General features: G+C 67.9%; 18 protein-coding genes. 8 read left to right on the plus strand and 10 right to left on the minus strand.

Annotation, left to right across the window (positions count from 1 at the left end; translation table 11 throughout):
* Positions 1–394: 394 nt before the first annotated feature.
* The 4 genes from ald to GC106_RS39790 all read right to left on the minus strand — a co-directional run bounded on the left by ald (position 395) and on the right by GC106_RS39790 (position 4,188).
* On the minus strand, positions 395–1,507 hold the full coding sequence (ald, locus tag GC106_RS39775; protein WP_173141301.1) for an alanine dehydrogenase: 1,113 nt from the start codon (positions 1,505–1,507) through the stop codon (positions 395–397).
* Between the two features lie 112 nt (positions 1,508–1,619).
* Positions 1,620–3,152 (minus strand): PucR family transcriptional regulator, encoded by a 1,533-nt coding sequence (locus GC106_RS39780; RefSeq protein WP_173141303.1) that lies wholly within the window; start codon positions 3,150–3,152, stop codon positions 1,620–1,622.
* A 245-nt stretch (positions 3,153–3,397) separates the two neighbouring features.
* Positions 3,398–3,841, minus strand: coding sequence for a VOC family protein (locus GC106_RS39785; protein WP_173141305.1), 444 nt, complete (start codon positions 3,839–3,841; stop codon positions 3,398–3,400).
* A complete protein-coding gene (locus GC106_RS39790) occupies positions 3,838–4,188 on the minus strand; it encodes a PadR family transcriptional regulator (protein ID WP_173141307.1) in 351 nt (116 codons plus the stop codon). The genes GC106_RS39785 and GC106_RS39790 overlap by 4 nt, the downstream gene beginning before the upstream one ends.
* Positions 4,189–4,249: 61 nt before the next feature.
* Between GC106_RS39790 and GC106_RS39795 the strand changes: the two genes are divergently transcribed.
* Both GC106_RS39795 and GC106_RS39800 read left to right on the plus strand, forming a co-directional pair.
* A complete protein-coding gene (locus GC106_RS39795; protein ID WP_246367901.1) occupies positions 4,250–4,651 on the plus strand; it encodes a VOC family protein in 402 nt (133 codons plus the stop codon).
* A 29-nt stretch (positions 4,652–4,680) separates the two neighbouring features.
* Positions 4,681–5,796: a DUF5925 domain-containing protein gene (locus tag GC106_RS39800; protein WP_217281547.1), complete on the plus strand. Its 1,116-nt coding sequence runs from the start codon at positions 4,681–4,683 to the stop codon at positions 5,794–5,796.
* Here GC106_RS39800 and GC106_RS39805 read toward each other — a convergent pair.
* Both GC106_RS39805 and rdmE read right to left on the minus strand, forming a co-directional pair.
* The gene (locus tag GC106_RS39805; protein WP_173141311.1) at positions 5,787–6,659 is read right to left on the minus strand and encodes an SGNH/GDSL hydrolase family protein; all 873 of its coding nucleotides are present in this window, start codon (positions 6,657–6,659) and stop codon (positions 5,787–5,789) included. The two genes, GC106_RS39800 and GC106_RS39805, sit on opposite strands and share 10 nt — an antisense overlap.
* Positions 6,660–6,669: 10 nt before the next feature.
* Entirely contained in the window at positions 6,670–8,187 is a 1,518-nt protein-coding gene (gene rdmE, locus GC106_RS39810) for an aklavinone 12-hydroxylase RdmE (protein WP_173141313.1), read from the minus strand.
* A 111-nt stretch (positions 8,188–8,298) separates the two neighbouring features.
* Between rdmE and GC106_RS39815 the strand changes: the two genes are divergently transcribed.
* On the plus strand, positions 8,299–9,600 hold the full coding sequence (locus tag GC106_RS39815) for a bifunctional o-acetylhomoserine/o-acetylserine sulfhydrylase (RefSeq protein WP_173141315.1): 1,302 nt from the start codon (positions 8,299–8,301) through the stop codon (positions 9,598–9,600).
* Positions 9,597–10,745, plus strand: coding sequence for a homoserine O-acetyltransferase MetX (metX, locus tag GC106_RS39820; RefSeq protein ID WP_173141317.1), 1,149 nt, complete (start codon positions 9,597–9,599; stop codon positions 10,743–10,745). Before GC106_RS39815 ends, metX begins: the two co-directional genes overlap by 4 nt.
* Before the next feature lie 89 nt (positions 10,746–10,834).
* On the opposite strand, the gene GC106_RS39825 is transcribed toward metX, so the two are convergent.
* From GC106_RS39825 to GC106_RS39840, 4 genes are all read right to left on the minus strand, one after another.
* Positions 10,835–11,320: a hypothetical protein gene (locus GC106_RS39825; protein WP_173141319.1), complete on the minus strand. Its 486-nt coding sequence runs from the start codon at positions 11,318–11,320 to the stop codon at positions 10,835–10,837.
* Between the two features lie 90 nt (positions 11,321–11,410).
* Positions 11,411–13,549: a GGDEF domain-containing protein gene (locus GC106_RS39830; RefSeq protein WP_173141321.1), complete on the minus strand. Its 2,139-nt coding sequence runs from the start codon at positions 13,547–13,549 to the stop codon at positions 11,411–11,413.
* 398 nt (positions 13,550–13,947) lie between these two features.
* Positions 13,948–14,766, minus strand: coding sequence for an SAM-dependent methyltransferase (locus tag GC106_RS39835; RefSeq protein ID WP_173141323.1), 819 nt, complete (start codon positions 14,764–14,766; stop codon positions 13,948–13,950).
* 41 nt (positions 14,767–14,807) lie between these two features.
* Positions 14,808–15,398: an SACE_7040 family transcriptional regulator gene (locus GC106_RS39840; protein WP_173141325.1), complete on the minus strand. Its 591-nt coding sequence runs from the start codon at positions 15,396–15,398 to the stop codon at positions 14,808–14,810.
* A 159-nt stretch (positions 15,399–15,557) separates the two neighbouring features.
* On the opposite strand from GC106_RS39840, the gene GC106_RS39845 reads away from it, so the two are divergent.
* The 4 genes from GC106_RS39845 (at position 15,558) to GC106_RS39860 (ending at position 21,289) form a co-directional block, all read left to right on the plus strand.
* The gene (locus tag GC106_RS39845; RefSeq protein WP_173141327.1) at positions 15,558–16,346 is read left to right on the plus strand and encodes an SGNH/GDSL hydrolase family protein; all 789 of its coding nucleotides are present in this window, start codon (positions 15,558–15,560) and stop codon (positions 16,344–16,346) included.
* Positions 16,347–16,561: 215 nt separating this feature from the next.
* Positions 16,562–18,175, plus strand: a complete 1,614-nt coding sequence (locus tag GC106_RS39850; protein WP_173141329.1) for a carboxyl transferase domain-containing protein — start codon at positions 16,562–16,564, stop codon at positions 18,173–18,175.
* 4 nt (positions 18,176–18,179) lie between these two features.
* Positions 18,180–20,129: an acetyl-CoA carboxylase biotin carboxylase subunit gene (locus tag GC106_RS39855; RefSeq protein ID WP_173141331.1), complete on the plus strand. Its 1,950-nt coding sequence runs from the start codon at positions 18,180–18,182 to the stop codon at positions 20,127–20,129.
* On the plus strand, positions 20,126–21,289 hold the full coding sequence (locus GC106_RS39860) for an acyl-CoA dehydrogenase family protein (protein WP_173141333.1): 1,164 nt from the start codon (positions 20,126–20,128) through the stop codon (positions 21,287–21,289). Before GC106_RS39855 ends, GC106_RS39860 begins: the two co-directional genes overlap by 4 nt.
* Positions 21,290–21,322: the final 33 nt, after the last annotated feature.

Genomic DNA, 21,322 nt, shown 5'->3' on the forward strand with positions numbered 1-21,322 from the left:
CTCGGCCCCAGATGTCGCGGACTGAAGTTTCTCTGGCGAGGGTGCGCAGCACCGAGCAGGGGAAGGTTGGGATGGCTGGCTGTGGAGGTTGCTTGTTCAGGTGCGGCGTGCCCAGCGCTGGGAGGTGAGGAGCTGGCGCCGTGGGGTCTGGGGCTCGGCCCCAGATGACGCGGACTGAAGCCTCCCCGGCGAAGGTGCGCAGCACCGAGCAGGGGAGGCTGGAGGCGTAAGGACGGTCCGCTCAACCAGCCTGGGGGTCACCGGGAGCGGACCGTCATGGATAGCTTAGGCGGTATTCGTTCCGCGCGCTGCATGGGGGTGGTGGGTATTTCTCCACACACCGCCGTTACCTGTGGTTAATCAGCAATCTGTGCAGGTAAACGTGATCGACGTCTCAGATGATCTCGTTCAATGGGGTGTGCACGAGGTCGTGTGCGGCCGCCACGGGCGCGTTGGTGAGGGCGCCGCCGTGCATGTTCAGACCCAACGCGAGTGACGGGTCCTCGCGCAGCGCGGTGTGCCAGCCCTTGTCCGCGAGCGCCACGGCATACGGCAGCGTCACGTTGGTCAGCGCGTAGGTCGACGTCCGCGGCACGGCGCCTGGCATGTTGGCGACGCAGTAGAACACCGACTGGTGCACCTGGTACGTCGGGTCGTCGTGGGTGGTCGGCCGGGAGTCGGCGAAGCAGCCGCCCTGGTCGATGGAGATGTCCACCAGCACCGAACCCGGCTTCATCCGCTCGACGAGCTGGTTGCTGACCAGTTTCGGGGCCTTCGCGCCGGGCACCAGCACCGCGCCGATCACCAGGTCGGCGTCCAGCACGGCCTGTTCGAGGCTGTAGCGGTTGGACGTCAGGGTGCGGATGCGGCCGTTGAAGTCGATGTCGATCTGCCGGAGCCGGTCCACGTTCGTGTCCAGGATCTCCACGTCCGCGCCCATGCCCTGCGCGATGCGGGCGGCGTTCACGCCGGCGACGCCGCCACCGATCACGACGACCCGCGCGGGGTGCACCCCGGGCACGCCGCCGGGCAGCACGCCGCGGCCACCGGACGGACGCATCAGCGAGTACGCGCCCACCTGCGGGGCAAGCCGGCCGGCGACCTCGGACATCGGAGCGAGCAGCGGGAGGGTGCCGTTCGGGGCCTGCACGGTCTCGTAGGCGATGCCGGTGGTGCCCGCGGCCAGCAGCGCGTCGGTCAGCGGCTGGTCCGCGGCCAGGTGCAGGTACGTGAAGAGGACCTGGTCCTTGCGCAGGTACTGGTACTCGGAAGCGATCGGCTCCTTGACCTTCAGCACCATCTCGCCCTCGGCCCACACCTCGTCGGCGGTGGCCACGATCTTCGCCCCGGCGGCGAGGAACTCCTCGTCCGGGATCGCCGAACCGGCGCCCGCGTCGGCCTGCACGTACACGTCATGACCACGTGAGGTCAGCTCGTGCGCGCCTGCCGGGGTAAGGGCCACCCGATACTCGTGGTTCTTGACCTCGCGGGGGACTGCGATCTTCACGGCGTGCTCCTCCATCCGGGTGTCTTATCCCACGGTGACGCACACTTTCCGCCATGTCATCGTGCTCACGGCACTAGTGAATCCATCCAGCGTTGTGATTCAGGCACAGTCGCTAAGCCCATCGGGTCGTGGCGAGCTGGACGGTGACCGCCAGCCGGACGTCCGGATTGTCGAGGTCGAGACCGGTCAGTTCGATCAAGCGGGTCATCCGGTACCGGAGCGTGTTGGTGTGGATGTTCAACGCCCGGGCTGCGGCTTTCGGGTCGCCTGGGTGCCGTAGCCACTCGTACAACGTGTCGACGTACGCGGACCCGGTCTGTTCGTCGTGCACACGCAGCATCGACAGCGGACCCAGATCAGCGGCGTTCGCAGGGGCGGCGGCGGCAGCGACGCGATGCAAGGCGACAACTGGCCACGCCTCGTCGTGCGTTGCCACGTGACCGTTGACCAACCGCGCTCGTACGAGCCCGAGCGCCTCCTCGGCTTGTGCGCGTGACTCGGCGAGTTCGGTGATCTCCGCAGGCGATCCGGCGCCCACGAGCGCGCCGGTCTCGTTCCTCAGCGCCTCGCTCAACGCAGGCCATCCTGCCTGGTCGGGAACGATCGCGTACAGGATGCCGTGCAGGTCCGTCACCGCCGGCCGACGCCCGACACCAGCGGTGATCCGTTCCCACAGCGCGAGCCGCAGGCCTTCGGCGTCCAGCGCGTCGGTGGTCTCCACGTCGATCGCGACCACCCGGTGGGGTTCGTCCTCGAGGTCGAGCTCGGCCACGGCCAGCCGCACGCTTCCCTTGCCTTCCAACACCGTCCGCACGAGCTCGGCCGACCGGCGGCGCTCCGCGTCGGCCAGTGCCCGCCGTCGCAGCAGGTGCAGGGCCACGACCGGGGCGGTGTCCGCGAACGCGGCGGCGCGCTCGTCCGACACCGGGCCCGGCACGACCGCCCACATCGACCCAAGCAGCTCACCGCCCATCCGGATCGGCACGATCAGCCGCGGCAGCGTGCCGTCCTGTTGCGCGGGAACGAAGATCGTCGCCCGGCCACGGCTGAGGTCGCGGAACACGCCACGGGACCGGAAGCGGGCGAGCACGTCGTCCGGGACGCGCCTGCCCATGATCGTCGAGACACGCGCCGGGTCCGTCCGGTCCTGCCTCGCCGAGTACGCCAGGACCCGCGAGTTGGCGTCTTCGATGGTCACGGGCGCGTCCACGACCGCGGCGGCCGCGTCGGCCAGCCGGAACAGGTCGCCGAGGCCCTGGTTGCCGGGTTCGGTGGCGTACTCGTCGTCCACGGCCGCGTCCAGGACCGTGCGCAGTAACCAGACCAACTGGGCCCACGCGGTCGCGTTGTGCACCTCCACGATCGCTGTGCCCGTGTCACGAGCCGCGGTGAGCACGCCTGCCGAGGCCGCGAGGGGTGGTTTCAGGAGCACGGCCGCCGCGCCGTGAGCTCCGCAGTAGTCGACGAGCTCGGCGGCCTTGCCTGCGGCGTTCACCGTGACTCCGAGCACGAGGTCGCCGCCGGCCACGTGGGTCCGCCGGCCCATCTCGGCGATCACCACGTCGGTGACGCCACGTTCGCCGGGCAGCACGGTGCGCAGGAGCGTCGGACCGACCCGGTCGACCACCCCTTGCACCGTGATCATGCGCCCTCCCTGTTTCGGGCTCCAGTGTGGTCCTTTTGCCGGGAAAGTTCGTCCTTACGGGACGCAACCTTTAACCGGCTTGCGTCGTCTTCCAGGTGGAGGGTTTAGTAACCCGCGCCCTGGGGTACCGCGTTTAGCGGTTCACGACACAGGGTGACCGTCTGGGGCTCGCACACCCGGCCTGCCGGGTATTCGAGCGGTGGTGTGGTCGTCATCGGGGGCGGCCACACCACCGCACCTCACCTTCAGACCTCGTTGGGTGAATTCCGGAGCACCTCATCGAGTGAAATCTCGTCGCGGACCGAGCAGAGCGCCCAGCGGTGCCCGAACGGGTCGCGCACGATCCCGTAGCGCTCGCCCCAGAACATCTCCTGGACCGGCATCTCGACCACCGCGCCCGCGAAGATCGCCCGCCTCGCCAGGTCGTCCACGTCCTCCACCTCGAGCAGCAGCATCACCGGGGAGTCGCCGATGGTCTCCGGACTGAGCGCGTTGAGCTGCGGCGTCTCCTCGCTCAGGATCAGCCTGCCGCCGCCGATCGCCAGATCGACGAACAACAGCGTGCCGTCCGGCAGGCGGTTGACGAACACCTCCACCGCGCCGAAGGCCTTGCGATAGAACTCGATCGCCGCCGGTACGTCACGCACGAACACGTGCGGCGTGAGGCTGACCGCACGGCTGGGCCTCATGCTGACTTCCGCCTTCCCAGCAGGCCCGCGTCGGTCGCCACCGCCACCAGACGCGACAGCAGTTCCGCTTCACGACTGGCGGCGGCACGCCCCAGGTCGGTCAGCTCGTAGTAGCGACGGCGTGCGTCGTGCGGGTCAGGGCTTTCGCTGGCGACTTCGACGACCAGACCGTCGGCGACCAGTCGTTGCAGCGTCCGGTAGAGCGTGCCCGGGCCGATCCGGACCGTGCCGTCCGAGACCTCTTCGACGAAGCGCATGACCGCGTAGCCATGCGTCGCGCCGCCTGTCAACGCCAGCAGCACTTGGAAACCGGCCGGGGTGAGCGGTGGGGCGTTGCGGTCCCTCATGTCCGGAGTATACAGTCCAGCACCGTTGTATCCACGATGGTTATATGCGGAAGGGGTAGTCATGATCCGTGGTGTCAACCAAGTCGTGCTGTACGTGGAAGACCAACAGCGGGCCAAGCGGTTCTGGACCGAGACGATGGGCTTCACCGTCGCCGAGGACTCGCCGTACGGTGAGGACGGGCGATGGATCGCCGTCGCGTCCCCCGACGGCAACATGCGGATGGTGTTGTCCCCGCGTGAACCAGGACAGCAGGTGCCCGAAGCGCCGGACAGCCTGCCGAATTCGAACATCATGTTCTACAGCGACGACGTTCGGCGGACATATCGGGAACTGACCGCCAAGGGCGTGCGATTTCCCGCCGCGCCAAGCAAAATGTTCTTCGGCTGGTGGTCGATGTTCGAGGACGGCGAAGGCAACCGCTACGCGCTGGGCGAACAGTGGGGCACGAATAATCCGTTGTAGCGCACAGAAAAGCACGCGATCATAGCGGAGTGTCCAAGCAGCAGCTGCACGTCGTGAAGACGGTCACCGCGCCAGAGCCGGTGACCGCCATGCCGATGCGCGTTTCCCTTACGTCACACGACGGCCCCTTCGATGTCTTGGACGCTTTGTTCATCAGCCTTTACACCGCAGGCGAGCACACGGCGTCCCGTTCCGCGAGAATCGAACCGATCAACCAGGACGCCACACTCCTGCCCGCGGCGGCGACGATTCTGCGCGAGGCCAAGGACGACAAGCGATCGAGCGTGCTCGCCGCAGGCGAGGGCTGGCTGTTGCTGTTCCTCCGCTGGGAGGACGGCGCGCACGTGTCGGTCACCGCGGTGTCCGACGAGGTCGCCGAAAAGGCGCTGACCGAGGCGATCGACGGTGCCAAGGCGGAACCGACAGAGGATCTCGCCAACGTCACGATGGGGTTCTGGTACGTGGGCGAGCACGGCCCGCGCCGTCGTACCCGGGAGATCGCCGCGCCGATGTGGCAGGACATCCGCCGCAACTACACCGCGCCGGTCGGTGCGGCGTTCGACCGGCTGATGTCGACCACATCGGACGACCTCAACGGCAGGCTCCTGCTGCTGCACGGTCCGCCCGGCACGGGCAAGACCACCGCGTTGCGGGCGATCGCGCAGTCGTGGCGGGACTGGTGCGAGGTCGACTGCGTGCTCGACCCCGAGCGCTTGTTCGACAACCCGTCGTACCTGTTGCAGGTGGCGTTGGAGGAGAACAACGACGACAAGCCGTGGCGCTTGCTGTTGCTGGAGGACTGCGACGAGCTGATCCGCGGTGAGGCGAAGTCGTCGACCGGGCAGGCGTTGTCCCGGTTGCTCAACCTCACCGACGGCCTGCTCGGCCAGGGCTGCCAGACGCTGATCGGCATCACCACCAACGAGAACCTGGCCCGGCTGCACCCGGCGGTCACCCGGCCGGGCCGGTGCCTGGCGCAGGTCGAGGTCGGCCCCTTGACGCACCACGAAGCCAACGCTTGGTTGGACGGCCGGGCGGTGGCGCCAAGCAGGGGTGCGACGCTCGCGGAGCTGTACGCGCTCGCCGAGGGCGCCTCGCCGGTGGTCGCCGAGACGCCGGACGAGCACGCCAGCCTCTACCTCTGAAAACGTCCGAAAAGGACGGTCGGCACGCTCAGCATGGCGACCGCCTGCATGCCCTTGGCGTTCGGGTGCATCTGCGCGGCGGGCGAGGAGGGGAACAGGCCCTCGACCCACTTGCGGTCGGCGGCCTGGCAGGCGTCGTGACCGTACGAGTAGGGATACGGGTTGACGAACGAGGCCTTGTGCTTCGCGGCCCGCGCGGCGAGTTCCGCGTTGAGCTTGCGCGAGGTGCGGTCGAAGTACGGCACGTCACCCGCGGCGAACGGAACCTGCGGGAAGCAGGTTCCGTTCGCCGGCAGGATTCGCAGGTAGCCCACCACGACGACGTGGGCGCGGGGTGAGCGCTTGCGGATTCCGTCGAGCACCGCGGAGATCTTCGGCCCCACTCCGGCGATCCTGGCCGCCAGCTGGTCGGTGCCACCGGCGGTGTAGTGCCGTTCGCAGGGGTTGCCTTGCTGGTCCTGGCTCGCCAGGCGGCCGCATGTCTGCAGGATCTCGCCGAAACCGATGTCGTTCCCGCCGATCATCAGCGTGACCAGCTCGGTGTCCGCGCGCAGGGCGTTGAGCTGAGGCGGGTTCGTCCCGCCGGAGACCTGCTGTGGCCTGGTCATGTCGACCGTCCTGGCGCCGCCGCAGCTCACGTCGACGAAACCGGGAACACGCAGCCACTTGGCGATCAAGGACGGGTAGTTCTGATCCGACCGCGCACACCCGGCGGGTAAGCCGACTTGGTTCGGGATGCCCGGACCAGACGCGTAGGAGTCGCCGAGCGCGACATACGTCGAATACAGAACGTGTCGTGGCTGAGCCGACGCGGGGGCCACGAGCACACCGAGCAACGTCACCACCAGCACGAAGACTCGCATGGTGGACAATCTAACAAGACAACACCTGGCGCAACACGTTCTTGAGCGTGACCTCGTCCGCCTTGTCCGTGGTACGCCACGCCACGATCCCGTCCGGCCGGATCAGGCTCGCGCCTTCGGGGCCTACGCCGAACCGGTCGTACTGGTCGCCCAGCGAGCGGTACTGGATCCCGGCGTCGACCTTGTCCCAGCCGCCGTCCGGGCCGGCCAGCAGCGCCCAGCCCGCGCCCCAGACGTCCAGTGTGGACTCACCGGTCGGCAGAACCACATGCGGCGCACGGAATCCCGGCTCGCCGGAGATCCGGAACGGGTCCATCGTCGGCGATCCGTCGTTCGGCTCGGGAATCACCGCGCTGGACGTGTGCCGGACGCCCAGCACCGCCTGGATCGGCCCGACCGGCGTGGGGATGTCCGGGCCGGCCAGGTGCGGGGCCATGCGCTGCACGTAGTTGAACAGCGACTCGTTGACCACCATCTCGGCGGCCGATTTGCGCTCCGGCTCGTACGTGTCCAACAGGCCGGGACCCGCTTCGCCGGTGAGCACCGCCGCGAGCTTCCACGCCAGGTCGAAACCGTCGCACACGGCGGCGTTCCCGCCGAGGCCGCCGGTCGGCGGAGTGACCTTGGCGGCGTCGCCCACCAGGAACACCCGGCCGTCCCGCCACCGGTCGGCGATCCGGGCGGCCATCTCCCACGGTCCGGTCCAGAGGATCTCCGGCTGGAGATCCGGTGCGTCCAGGCCGATCCGCATCAGCTCGATGATCCGGGAGTGCGGGTAGTCGGCGAACGACTCGCCCTTCTCCGGGTGGTACTCGATCGCGAAGATGTGCCGGTCCTGCCGGTTGACGTTGATGTACGCACCGGTGAACGCCGGGTTCTGCAGGTAGTAGAGCCATTGTTCGCCGTCCGGCAGCAGTTCGGACATGTCCGCGTCGAACACGATGCCGATGTGGTTGGACAGCCCGCCGAACCCGGACCGGGGGATGCCCAGCCGTTCCCGGACCGGGCTGCGGTTTCCGTCCGCGGCGACCAGGTACTTGGCCCGGACCTGTTCCGCCCGGCCCGAGGCGATGTCGAGCAGGTTCGCCGTGACACCGTCGGCGTCCTGCTCGAACGACACCAGTTCGGTGGCGAAGCGCACGGTCGCACCGTGCTTTGTGGCCTGGTTCAACAGGATGGGCTCGACCTGGTCCTGTGTCGCCGACCCCCAGCCGGCCGGGCTGACCTGTTCGACGTGTGACAGCACGTCGTCGAAGTCCTCGACGATCGTGTGGATCACCTTGCCGCGCAGGCTCTCCGCCACCTTGATCCTGAACGCGGACGGCGGGTGACCGGCCGCGAGGATCTCGTCCGCGACCTGCCCGATCCGCAGGAACTCCATGGTCCGCGGGTGCTGGCCGGCCGCCCTGGGGTGCGGCGAAGTGCCCTGGTGCCGCTCGACCAGCAGCACATCCACTCCGCGCATGGCCAGGAACATCGCCGTTGAAGTGCCGCCGAGGCCGGCACCCACCACAATCACATCAGTCATGAGAGCATCTTAGAAACTAAGAGAGTCAGATTGCAAGACTTATTTTTCGTGAGGGTTCCACCAGGTGGACGCCATGGTGGGGCCATTCGGCCGTGGCTAGCTTCTGCAGACATGGCAAGCGACGGCTGGTCCTTCGAGACCAAGCAGATCCACTCCGGTGCCGCCCCCGACCCGGCCACGGGTGCGCGTGCGACTCCGATCTACCAAACGACTTCCTACGTCTTCCGGGACACACAGCACGGGGCCGACCTGTTCAGCCTCGCCGAGCCCGGCAACATCTACACCCGGATCAACAACCCCACCCAGGACGTCCTCGAGCAGCGGATCGCCGCGCTCGAAGGCGGCGTCGCGGCGGTCGCGTTCGCTTCGGGGCAGGCCGCCGAGACGGCCGCGATCCTGACGCTGGCCCGGTCCGGCGACCACCTGGTGTCCAGTGCCTCGCTCTACGGCGGCACGTACAACCTTTTCCACTACACGCTGCCGAAGCTGGGCATCGAGGTCAGCTTCGTCGACGACCCCGACAACCTCGACGAGTGGCGGGCCGCTGTCCGGCCCAACACCAAGCTCTTCTTCGGTGAGTCACTGGCCAACCCGCGCAGCAACGTGCTCGACATCGAAGCCGTCGCGGCCGTCGCGCACGAGGCCGGTGTGCCGCTGATCGTCGACAACACCGTGCCGACGCCGTATCTGCTGCGGCCCATCGAGTACGGCGCCGACATCGTGATCCACTCGGCGACGAAGTACCTCGGCGGGCACGGCACCGCGGTCGCGGGCGTGGTCGTCGACGGCGGCACGTTCGACTTCGGCGCCAACGCCTCCCGGTTTCCGGACTTCCACGAACCGGACCCCAGCTACCACGGCCTTCAGTACTGGCCCGCCCTCGGCCACGGCGCCTTCGCGGCCAAACTACGCGTGCAACTCCTGCGGGACACCGGTGCCGCCATCGCACCGCTGACGAGTTTCCTTGTCATCCAAGGCATCGAGACGCTGTCGCTGCGGCTTGAGCGGCACGTCGCCAACGCGCAGGCGCTGGCCGAATGGCTTGAGCAGCGTGACGAGGTACAGGCCGTGCACTACGCCGGTCTGCCCAGCAGCAGGTGGTACGCCGCCGCGCGGAAGTACCTGCCTCGTGGCGCCGGTGCCGTGGTGTCCTTCGAGCTGCGCGGCGGCGTCGAAGCCGGACGGGCCTTTGTGGACGGTACGGAACTGTTCTCGCAACTGGTGAACATCGGTGACGTGCGCAGCCTGATCGTGCACCCGGCGAGCACGACGCACAGCCAGCTTGCCCCCGACGAGCAGTTGATCGCCGGTGTGACCCCGGGCCTGGTGCGGCTGTCGGTCGGGATCGAGGGCCTTGAGGACCTCAAGGCGGACCTGGAGGCCGGCTTCCGCGCGGCGAAGGCCGACACGTGACCGGCGGCTGGCGGGAGGGGGACCCGGCGGGCCACAGGCGCTGGGTCCATCTCCGGCAGCCGCTGCGCCTGGAGTCCGGAGACGTGTTACCGGACGTGCGGATCGCGTACGAGACATGGGGTCTGCCCAACGCGTCGAAGTCCAACGCGGTGCTGATCTCGCATGCCCTGACCGGCGACAGCCACGTCGCCGGTTTCCCCAGCTCACCCCTCGTGAGTGGTTATCCGGGTTCTAACCCTGATAACCACTCACGAGGGGGGAGTGGCGAGTGGGGTGAGCCTGGGTGGTGGGACGGTCTCGTCGGGCCGGGCAAGGCCGTCGACACGAACCATTACTTCGTGGTGGTGCCGAATGTGCTCGGCGGTTGTCAGGGGAGTACCGGGCCTTCTTCGCTTGCGGCTGACGGGAAGCCTTGGGGCAGCCGGTTTCCGTCGTTGACCGTGCGGGACCAGGTTGCCGCTGAGGCGCTTTTCGCCGACGCCTTGGGGATTCCGGCGTGGGCCGCCGTGCTCGGTGGGTCGATGGGCGGGATGCGGGCTCTCGAGTGGGCCGTCATGTACCCGTCCCGGGTGTCGTCCCTGTTGTTGCTCGCTTGTCCCGCGGCTGCTTCCGCTGACCAGATCGCGTGGGCCTCGCCGCAGTTGCACGCCATCCGGGCGGATCCCGCGTGGCTGGGCGGGGACTACTACTCGTCGCCTCCTGGGCCGGTGGCCGGGCTGGGCGTCGCTCGGCGGATCGCTCACGTGACCTATCGGAGCGAGGCCGAGCTGACCGCCCGGTTCGGGCGGACTCCCCAGGGCGACGGCCGGTTCGCCGTCGAGTCCTATTTGGATCATCAGGCTGCGAAACTGGTCCGGCGGTTCGACGCCGGGAGTTACGTGGTGCTGACCGAGGCGATGAATTCGCACGACGTCGGCCGGGACCGGGGCGGCGTTTCTTCCGCTTTGCGGCAGGTTCGGGCTCGGACTGTTGTCGCCGGGATCGACTCTGATCGGCTCTATCCGCTGTACCAGCAGGAGGAGTTGGCTGCCGGGATTCCGGGGGCCGGGGAGGTGCGGGTGGTCAACTCTCCTTATGGGCACGATGGGTTCCTCATTGAAATCGAGCAGGTTTCGGCCTTGGTGAAGGAGTTGCTGGCCGGGTAGTAGGCCGGTGTGGCCGGCTTCGCGCGCAGACCATACGGGAGTGAGCAAACGCGAAAGAGTGTTCTGTGCTCGCTGCGGCCTGCCCAGGATCAGTTCAGTGCCTCGGTGATCCAGGGCGAGACGGGGAGGTCCCGGCTGGCGCATTCCGCGGCCAGCTTTATCGTCCAGCGCAGGGCCTGCATCATCACCATCGCCATTTCGGCCGGTGCCGCGTTGGCCAGTGCTATTTCGATCTGGTCCTTCGCCGCCTCGGTGTCGCCGTGGACCTCGGCCAGCAGGGTGCGCACCGCCGTGCGGACCGGCGGGTCTGCTTCGTCGATCGGGACCTCTTTGCCGTCGTCGTCGTAGACCTGCATCTTCACCGGGGCCGTTCCGCCGGAACCGAGGGCGGCGACCATGGCGCTGCACTCCCGGAACAGCATCAGCATCAGCTCGGTGGCCTCTTCACGGCCCCGTTCCTCGGCGAAGGCGGTCATCCGCTCGACCGCGCTCGTGTCCTCACCGGCGTGCATCGACGCCAGTGCCTGGCTGGCGGCCGCGATGATGCCTTGCGGTTGCTCGGGGTTCGGGTCCACTAGGACATCTTCCACCAGCCGGACGGCCACATGACAGGACCGGTCATGTGATCCGTCACCTGACCGACTGATTACGATTGCCGATGACTGTCAGGCCCCGTTCACCGACGGGGCCGGGCGTTCAGGGAGCACACTGTCCAGATCTCCCGGGAGTCCGGTGAAGTCGCCCTGCCCGTAGGTCGCGCCGAGCGCGTGCCACCACGCCGCGCTCTGGGTCGTGGGCACGTCGACCACGCTCACGGCGGCGCCTGCCTGCCGCAGGTTCCGGACCATGTCGCGGGTCACCTTCGCCACCAGCGAGTCCGGTTCGCGGAGATCCGGCCGCTTGGTCACCAGCGATCCGGCGAGGATCACCGACTGGATCTCCTCGTCCTCGACGAGTGCGAACTCGGTCTGGCTACCGGTGAACTCGTGCAGTCCGATCAGAACACCGTTGTCGCGTAGTGACTGGATGTTCGACTGCGCCTCGCCGCGGTTGGCGACCACGGCACGGGCGTCGAGCGCGAACTCCATCCGCTCGGGTGACAGGCCGGTCTTGGCGACCAGATGGTTGATCACGCCGGCCACGTTGCCGTCCGAGGTCTGCATCTCGGTCAGCCGGAAGCGCAGCATCACGTCCCTGTTGCCGCGGTCGACGGTGTCCTGGCAGGCACGCATCGCCGCCCATGGGCCGATCGTCAGCGACATGCCGGCGCTTTCCGCCATGTCGCGGCAGCGGTCGTGGCCGATCATGCCTTGGGTCGGGTGGTCCCAGCGCAGCATGACCTCCACCGCGACGACCCGGTTGTCCGCCAGGTCGATCACGGGCTGGTACTCGCAGTCGAGCTCGCCCATCTCCCACGCGCCGGGCATGGCCGCGGTCAGCGCGAGCAGTTCCTTCTGCTCGGCGTCCTCGTGGACGTTGTGCACCTCCCACTGGCGCTGGCCGACCGCCTTGGCGCGCCGCATCGCGGAGTTCGCCGCCCGCAACAGGTCGAGCCTGCTGTGTGCCCGGCCGGTGTGCTGCGCCACGCCGATGCTCACGCACACCGCGACACCCGTGTCGCCGATGAACGTCGGTTCGGACAGCCGCTCGTTGATCCGGTCGATCAGCGTCTGGTAGTGCGGGACGCCTGGGCCGTCCTCCAGCAGGATCGCGAACTCGTCGCCGCCCACCCGGCCGACCACCGCGTCGTGGTCCGCGACGATGTCGCGCAGCTCGTTCGCCACCACCTGCAGCATCCGGTCGCCCACCACGTGCCCGAGACCGTTGTTGATCACGGAGAACGAGTCGATCCCGACGTGCAGCAGGGTGAGCGAGGTGTGCGGCCCCGCGCCCTCCAGCACGGCGTCCAGTTTGGACTGGAAGTGCTGGCGGTTCGCGACGCCGGTGAGCATGTCGCGGACCGACTGCTGGCCCAGCTGGTTCTGCAACGCCTGCAGCTCGCTGAGGTTCTCGATCATCGTGACGTGGTAGGCGGGCACGCCGTTCGCGTCACGCAGCAAGGAGATCACGAGGTAGACCCATGCGATGGTGCCGTCGTGGCGGACCATCCGGCGGCGTTCCCTGATCCGCGGCATGATGCCCTCGGTCACCTCGCGGTACGAGATCACCACGTCGTCGGCGTCCTCGGGCGGGAACAGCTCGCGGATGTTGCGGCCGGCCAGTTCGTCCGGCGGGCACTCCAGGATGTGCGCCAGCGCGGAGTTGGTCTGCACGAAGTCGCCGGCCATGTCGGTCAGCGCCATCCCGATCGCGGAGGCGTGGAAGACCTCCTCGAAGCGGTCGTTGGCGGCGCGCTCGCGCCGTTCGGCCTCCCGCTTGGACTTCAGCAGCGCCTGCTTGATGTGCTCCTGCTGGTCCAGTGTGCGCAGCCGGATCGCGGTGGCGTACCCGGTGGCCAGGTTGGACAGCAGGCCGACGACCTTGTTGGCCTGCTCGCGGTCGGCGGGTTCGGTGGAGTCCAGCAGCAGTGCGGCCGCGAGGATCTCGACCGTGCACTGCAGGCTCTCGGGCCCTGTGAAATCATTCTGTACCAACGCACTGCCCACCTCGATCGCCGGTGACGGGTCGAACAGCTCGGCGTTCAGCATATCTGCGAGGATGTGCACCTGATCGAGCAGGAACTGCTCCATCTCGTCGGCCGTCATCGGCACGTACGCGGTACGGCCGATCACTTGCGCCCATGCCTTGGCGACCTCGGCGCGCCTGCGGGCGCGCTCGGGATCGAGCGGCATCGGCGCGCTCACCGGGCGTTGTCCTGCGGGTGCGCAGGCGTTGAGCTCGGGCTCGGTCTCACAACGCACCTCTTGCGATAGGGGCAACGGGTATTCCTGGGACTTCACGTGACTCGGTGGGGATATCGGACGAGACCTGCCGCCGGATTACCGCCGTCCGGGCAATCGATGCCGTCGATGGGACGTGGCGATCGAAGGATCCACGACTGCAGCTCACCTCTCGGTCCGTTCTGGTGATGGTCAGGCTACTCAGCGGAATACTCGTCCGGTAGACGGGCGCACCCTCCCGGCCCATTCAGGCGAGTCGACACGGACGAATGGTCGCTTAGCGTAGCGTCAACTACTCCAATCGAGGGACATAGGGGTGAAGAATTACGACTCTTCGGGTGGGGAATCTGTTCGTTCCGGAGTCACCGGCGGACCTTGACCGCGACCCCGGCCCAGAGCCCTCGCTCGGCCGCCCCGCCGTCCGGCGCCGGTGCGGTGTCCGGACGCCACGCCGCCGCCGTCACCAGGCCCGGATCGGCCAGCTCGAAATCGCCGAACAGGTCGAGCACCTCGTCCCTCGTGCGTGCGCAGACCTGGTTGTGCGCGCCTGCCCGCACGATCTCGATCAACTCCTGGGTGTGCACGTCCTCGAAGTCCGCGGTGAAGTGGCTGACGGCCAGCGCGCTGCCGACAGCGAGCGCGTCGCGGTAGCGCTCAAGCGGGCGGTAGATGTCCGTTTCCGTGGGAACACTGTGCAGGCTCGCCACCGCCAATAACCCGATCGGCCTAGTGAAGTCCAGCAGCCGGACGGTCTCCGGGTGCCCGAGCACCTCACCCGGCCGGGTGAAGTCGGCCTCCACGATCGCGGCGTTGTCCTCGTGCTCGAGCATCAGCTTGCTGTGCGCGATCGCGACCTCGTCGATGTCGACGTACACCACCCGGCAGGCGGGATCGACCTTGTGCGCGATCTCGTGCACGTTGCCGACGGTCGGGATGCCGGAACCGAGGTCGAGGAACTGGCGGATGCCTAAGTCCATCATGAAGAGCACGGCCCGGCGCATGAACGAGCGGTTGCTCCAGACGATCTGCCGCGCGTTGGGCTGCACCTTCAGCACCTGTTCGAACAGCGCGCGGTCACTGGCCAGATTGTGGCCGCCGCCCAGCGCGTAGTCGTAGATCCGGGCTGAAGAAGGGCGGGCGGGATCGAGGTTCGCTGGAATCCAACCGCTGTCGCCGGCCATCGGGGAACCCATTCGTGTCATCGCGGAGAACCGGCGGAAGCCTACTCCCTGGTGCCGGTCAGCGCAGCGAGAGCCATTCGGCGAAGCAGCGCCGCCATTTGCCCGCGGTCCAGATACCTGCTGTGCGGAGTGGAATTGATCAGCCCGAAGACCGCGTGCGCCGCCGCCCGCGCGGACGGTTCGTCGATGCCTTCGACGACGTCCTGGATGGCCTGCACCCACACTTCGACGTACCGGCGCTGCAACGCGCGCACCCGGCGGCGGTCCGGATCGGTCAGGTTGCCGAGGTTGCGTTCCTGGACGGTGATCAGCGCGGGATTGTCCAGCGCGAAATCCACCTGGAAACGCACCAGCTCGGCCAGCAGGCTCCGGGGTTGCCGGTGCCGCTGCGCGCGGGACTGCCCGCCTTCCAGCAATATCTCGCTTATCGACGTCAGCATCTCCCCGAGCATCGCGTCCTTGCTGCGGAAATGCCGATAGAGCGCGGGTCCGGAAATGCCGACCGCCGCGCCGATGTCGTCGATGCCGACACCGTGGAACCCGTGTCGCGCGAACAGTTCCGCCGCCGCGGCGAGGATCTGCTCTCGCCGGCTGAGCGGCGGTGCGGGGGCGGGCACCGGTTGGGACGACACGGCTTCACTCTAGCCGGGTGACGTTAGCGGGTACTAACACCCGACGGATGCCTACGGACGGGTTAACAATTCACCAGTTCCTTCCTTAACAGGGCTACCTGCGCTGATGATGAGAAGTCCCATCCCTGCCATGAGGGACTCCTTCTCGCGGAGGACTCGATGAGGCGATCGTTCCGTGTCCTGTTATGCCTCGCGGCAACCGCCGTGGGCCTGACCACGCTGTCGGCACCAGCCAACGCGGCTGCGCACAACTACGTGGCACTCGGTGATTCCTACTCATCCGGTGTCGGTACCGGCGGCACGTACAGCGGTGGTGGCTGCAAGCGCAGCACCAACGCGTATCCGCAACTGTGGGCGAACACCCATGCGCCCGCCTCCTTCAACTTCGCGGCGTGCTCCGGCGCGACCACAACGGATGTGCTCAACAGCCAGCTCGGGTCGCTGACGGCACGCACGACACTGGTGACCATCTCGATCGGCGGCAACGACGCTGGCTTCGTCGACGTGATCACCACGTGCACCCTGGGCAGCGACTCCACGTGCGTCAACCGGGTCGAACAAGGCAAGACGTTCGCCCGCAACACCCTGCCCGCCAGACTGGACAACGTGTACTCGGCGATCCGGCAGCGGTCACCGTCCGCGCGCGTGGTCGTGCTCGGCTACCCGAGGTTCTACAAGGTGCCCGGCTCCTGCAACGTCGGGCTCTCGGACACCAAGCGTTCGGCCATCAACAGCGGCGCGGACGTGCTCGCCCAGGTGACCGCCCAGCGGGCGGCCGCGGCCGGCTTCACGTTCGTCGACATCCGCGGCGCGTGGACCGGTCACGAGATCTGTTCCGGCGACTGGTGGCTCAACAGTCTCACGTGGCCGGTGGAGGAGTCCTACCACCCCAACAAGAACGGTCAGGCGCGCGGCTACCTGCCCGCACTCAACGCCGTTACGGGGTGACTTCTCTCGTGAGTGGTTTGTCCCACTCGTAGTGCAGCTGTATTCCGAACAAACCACTCACGACAGGCGTACCAGCCGGGCTGGGAACCGTCTCGTGAGTGGTTTGTTCTGTTACCGGGACAAACCACTCACGAGGGGACCGCCTGTGGCTGGACGGGTGGGTTAGTCAGCGCTAACATTGGGGTGGGAGTTAACGCTGACTAACAGGGAGCGAGATGGACGCGCCCGTGCTGCGCAGCCAGGCGGACCCGTCGGATCCGGCCTACCAGCGCTACGTCAAGGAGCACACCGAGCTGGTCGATGACCTGCGGGAACGTCTCGCGAAGGCGCGTGAGGGCGGTCCCGAGAAGGCGCGCAGGCGGCATGTCGAGCGCGGCAAGCTGCTGCCCCGCGACCGGGTGGATTCGCTGCTCGACCCCGGGTCACCGTTCCTGGAACTGTCCGCGTTGGCGGCCAACGGGATGTACTCCGACGAGGCGCCCGCCGCCGGGATCATCACCGGCGTCGGCCGGGTGTCCGGCCGGGAGTGCGTCATCGTCGCCAACGACGCCACGGTCAAAGGTGGCACGTACTACCCGGTCACCGTGAAGAAGCACCTGCGTGCGCAGGAAGTCGCGCTGCACAACAACCTCCCGTGCGTGTACCTGGTCGACTCGGGCGGTGCGTTCCTGCCGCGGCAGGACGAGGTGTTCCCGGACCGCGAGCACTTCGGCCGGATCTTCTACAACCAGGCCACGATGTCCGCCCGCGGCATCCCGCAGATCGCCGCCGTGCTGGGCTCGTGCACCGCGGGCGGTGCGTACGTCCCGGCGATGAGCGACGAGGCCGTGATCGTGCGCGACCAGGGCACGATCTTCCTGGGCGGACCGCCGTTGGTGAAGGCCGCGACCGGTGAGGTGGTCACCGCCGAGGAGCTCGGCGGCGGCGACGTGCACTCCCGTGTCTCCGGCGTGACCGACCACCTGGCCGAGGACGACGCGCACGCGCTGCGGATCGTCCGGTCGATCGTGTCCACACTGGGGCCGCGTGTTCCCAAGCCTTGGGACGTGGCGCCCGTCGAAGAGCCCGCCGTGGACCCGTCTCAGCTCTACGGTGTCGTACCGACGGACTCGCGGACTCCCTACGACGTCAGGGAAGTCATCGCCCGCGTGGTGGACGGCAGCCGGTTCCGTGAGTTCAAACGGGAGTACGGCACGACTCTGGTCACCGGCTTCGCCCGGATCCACGGGCACCCGGTCGGCATCATCGCCAACAACGGTGTCCTTTTCGGTGAGTCGGCGCTGAAGGGCGCGCACTTCGTCGAGCTGTGCGACAAGCGCCGGATTCCCTTGGTGTTCCTGCAGAACATCACCGGCTTCATGGTCGGCAGGGACTACGAGGCCGGGGGCATCGCCAAGCACGGCGCCAAGATGGTGACCGCGGTGGCGTGCGCCCGGGTGCCGAAGTTCACCGTGGTCATCGGCGGATCGTTCGGCGCGGGCAACTACTCGATGTGCGGCCGGGCGTACTCGCCCCGGTTCCTGTGGATGTGGCCGAACGCCCGGATCTCGGTGATGGGCGGCGAGCAGGCGGCGTCCGTGCTGGCGACCGTCCGCCGTGACCAGATCGAGGGACGCGGCGAGGAGTGGTCCGCCGCGGACGAGGAAGCGTTCAAGGACCCGATCCGCCGGCAGTACGAGGACCAGGGCAACCCGTACTACTCGACCGCGCGCCTGTGGGACGACGGCGTGATCGATCCAGCCGACACCAGGACCGTGCTCGGCCTGGCGCTGTCGGTCGCCGCGAACGCGGAACTCGAAGAAGTCGGCTACGGCGTTTTCCGGATGTGATGCGATGTTCCAGCGAGTCCTGATCGCCAACCGCGGCGAGATCGCCGTCCGGATCGCCCGGACGCTGCGGCGGATCGGCGTGCGCTCGATCGCCGTGTACAGCGACGCGGATGCCGGCGCTCGGCACGTGCTCGAAGCCGACACCGCCGTCCGCATCGGACCGGCGGCCGCGCGGGAGAGCTACTTGTCGATCCCGAGGATCATCGAGGCGGCGGTGTCCTCCGGTGCCGAGGCCGTCCACCCCGGATACGGCTTCCTGGCGGAGAACGTCGACTTCGCGCGGGCGTGCGCGGACGCGGGCCTGGTGTTCGTCGGCCCGCCGGTCGGCGCGATCGACGCGATGGGCGACAAGATCCGCGCCAAGCAGACCGTGATGGCCGCCGGTGTTCCGGTCGTTCCCGGGCGCACCGAGCCCGGCATGACGGACGCCGATCTGGTCTCCGCGGCCGCCGAGATCGGCTTTCCGGTGCTGCTGAAGCCTTCGGCCGGTGGCGGCGGCAAGGGGATGCGCCTGGTCACCCAGAAGTCCGATCTCGCGGCCGCGATCGAGTCGGCACGTCGTGAGGCGCTCGGCTCCTTCGGCGACGACACGCTGCTGATCGAGCGGTTCGTGCAGCGGCCCCGGCACATCGAGATCCAGGTGCTGGCGGACAACCACGGCACCGTGATCCACCTCGGCGAGCGGGAATGCAGCCTGCAACGGCGGCACCAGAAGATCATCGAGGAAGCGCCTTCACCGTTGCTCACCGCGGACATGCGCTCCCGGATGGGTGCTTCGGCGGTCGACGCGGCCCGTGCCGTCGGTTACACCGGCGCCGGGACCGTGGAGTGCATTGTGTCGGCGGACCGGCCGGACGAGTTCTTCTTCATGGAGATGAACACCCGGCTGCAGGTCGAGCACCCGGTGACCGAACTGGTGACCGGCTTGGACCTGGTCGAGTGGCAGCTGCGGGTCGCTTCGGGCGAACGGTTGCCGATGTCGTCCGTCGAGCTGACCGGGCACGCGGTCGAGGCCCGGGTTTACGCCGAGGACCCGTCCCGGGACTTCCTGCCGACCGGTGGCACCGTGCTGGATGTCGTCGAGCCGGACGGCGTCCGTGTCGACTCCGGTTTGCGTGTCGGCAGCGTCGTCGGCTCGGACTACGACCCGATGCTGGCCAAGGTGATCGCATGGGCACCGACCCGGAGCGAGGCGTTGGGCCGGTTGTCGGCGGCTTTGGCGGACACGGCCGTGCTCGGCGTCGGCACGAACGTGGCTTATCTGCGTGATCTGCTTGCCGATCCTGATGTCGTGGCCGGTCGTCTGGACACGCAGTTGGTCTCCCGGCGGGCGGCTTTCACACAGTCCACTCCGGACCATGTCTTCGTGGCCGCGGCGATGGACGAGCTGCTGGCCATGCAGCCGTCCGGGCCGGTCGTCGACCCGTGGGACGTTCCTTCCGGTTGGCGTATCGGCGGTTCGGCCGGTTTCTCGGTGCGCCTGGATTCCGGCGACCGGCAGGTGACCGTCCGGGTGGTGGACGGCTTCGTCTCGGTGGGCTCCTCGGCGCCTTTGCCCGCGGTCGCGTCCGTTTCCGGGTCGGAGCTGCGGCTGACTTACGACGGCCGGACGTACCGCTACCGGCGTGCCAAGTCGGGTTCCGTGCTGTGGCTGGCTTCGGACGGGTTCACGTGGTCCGTCGCCGAGCACTCGCTGTTGGAGGAATCCTCGGTTTCCGGCGCGGAGGGCGGTCCGATCACCAGCCCCATGCCCGGGACAGTGCTTGTCGTCAAGGCATCCGTCGGTGACCGGGTCGCCGCGGGCACGCCGTTGCTCGTCGTCGAGGCGATGAAGATGGAGCACACGATCGCCGCACCGGTCGACGGCGTGCTTACCGAGCTGCATGTGCAAGCGGGCCAACAGGTCGCGCTGAACCAAGCCCTTGCCCTGGTAATCCCCGAGGAGCAGACATGATCGACTTCCGGCTCGAGGAAGAGCACGAGGCGCTGCGCAAAACGGTGCGGGAGTTCGCCAGGGAAGAAGTCGCGCCGGTGATCGGCGACTACTACGAACGGTGCGAGTTCCCGTACGAGATCGTCGCCAAGATGGGCCGGATGGGCCTGTTCGGCCTGCCTTTCCCGGAGTCGGTCGGCGGAATGGGCGGCGACTACTTCGCCCTGTGCCTGGCTCTGGAGGAACTGGCCCGGGTCGACTCGTCGGTCGCGATCACCCTGGAGGCCGGCGTTTCGCTCGGTGCCATGCCGATCTACCGCTTCGGCACGCCGGAGCAGCGGGAGCAATGGCTGCCGTCGCTGGTCTCCGGTGAAGCACTGGGTGCCTTCGGGCTGACCGAGCCTGGCGGTGGTTCGGACGCGGGCGCGACCCGGACGACTGCCCGGCGTGACGGTGACTCGTGGGTTGTCAACGGCACCAAGGCGTTCATCACCAACTCCGGCACGGACATCACCCGCCTGGTGACCGTGACGGCCGTGACCGGTGAACGAGACGGCCGTAAGCAGATCTCGGCGATCATCATCCCTTCCGGCACGCCCGGCTTCGCGGTGTCGAAGAAGTACTCCAAGGTCGGCTGGAGTGCCTCGGACACGCGTGAGCTGTCTTTCGCGGACTGCGTGGTCCCGGCATCGAACCTGCTCGGCGAGGAAGGGCGGGGATACGCCCAGTTCCTGTCCACTTTGGATGAGGGCAGGGTGGCCATTTCGGCGCTTTCCGTGGGACTGGCGCAGGGGTGCGTGGACGAGTGCGTCCGGTACGTCGCCGAGCGTGCGGCGTTCGGCCACAAGATCGGTGAGTACCAGGCGATCCAGTTCAAGATCGCCGACATGGAGGCCCGTACCCACGTCGCCAGGCTGGCCTACTACGACGCGGCGGCGCGGATGCTGCGCAAGCAGCCGTTCAAGCGACAGGCCGCGATCGCCAAGCTCGTCTCGTCCGAGGCAGCCATGGACAACGCCCGTGAGGCCACGCAGATCTTCGGCGGGTACGGCTTCATGAACGAGTTCCCGGTCGGCCGCTTCTACCGTGACGCGAAGATCCTGGAGATCGGCGAAGGCACGAGCGAAGTCCAGCGCATGCTGATCGCCCGGGACCTCGGCCTCACCCGCCCCTGGCAATAACCCCAGCTCACCCCTCGTGAGTGTTTATCCGTG

It is taken from the genome of Kibdelosporangium persicum, assembly GCF_013280595.1.
Classification (GTDB): Bacteria; Actinomycetota; Actinomycetes; order Mycobacteriales; family Pseudonocardiaceae; genus Kibdelosporangium; species Kibdelosporangium persicum.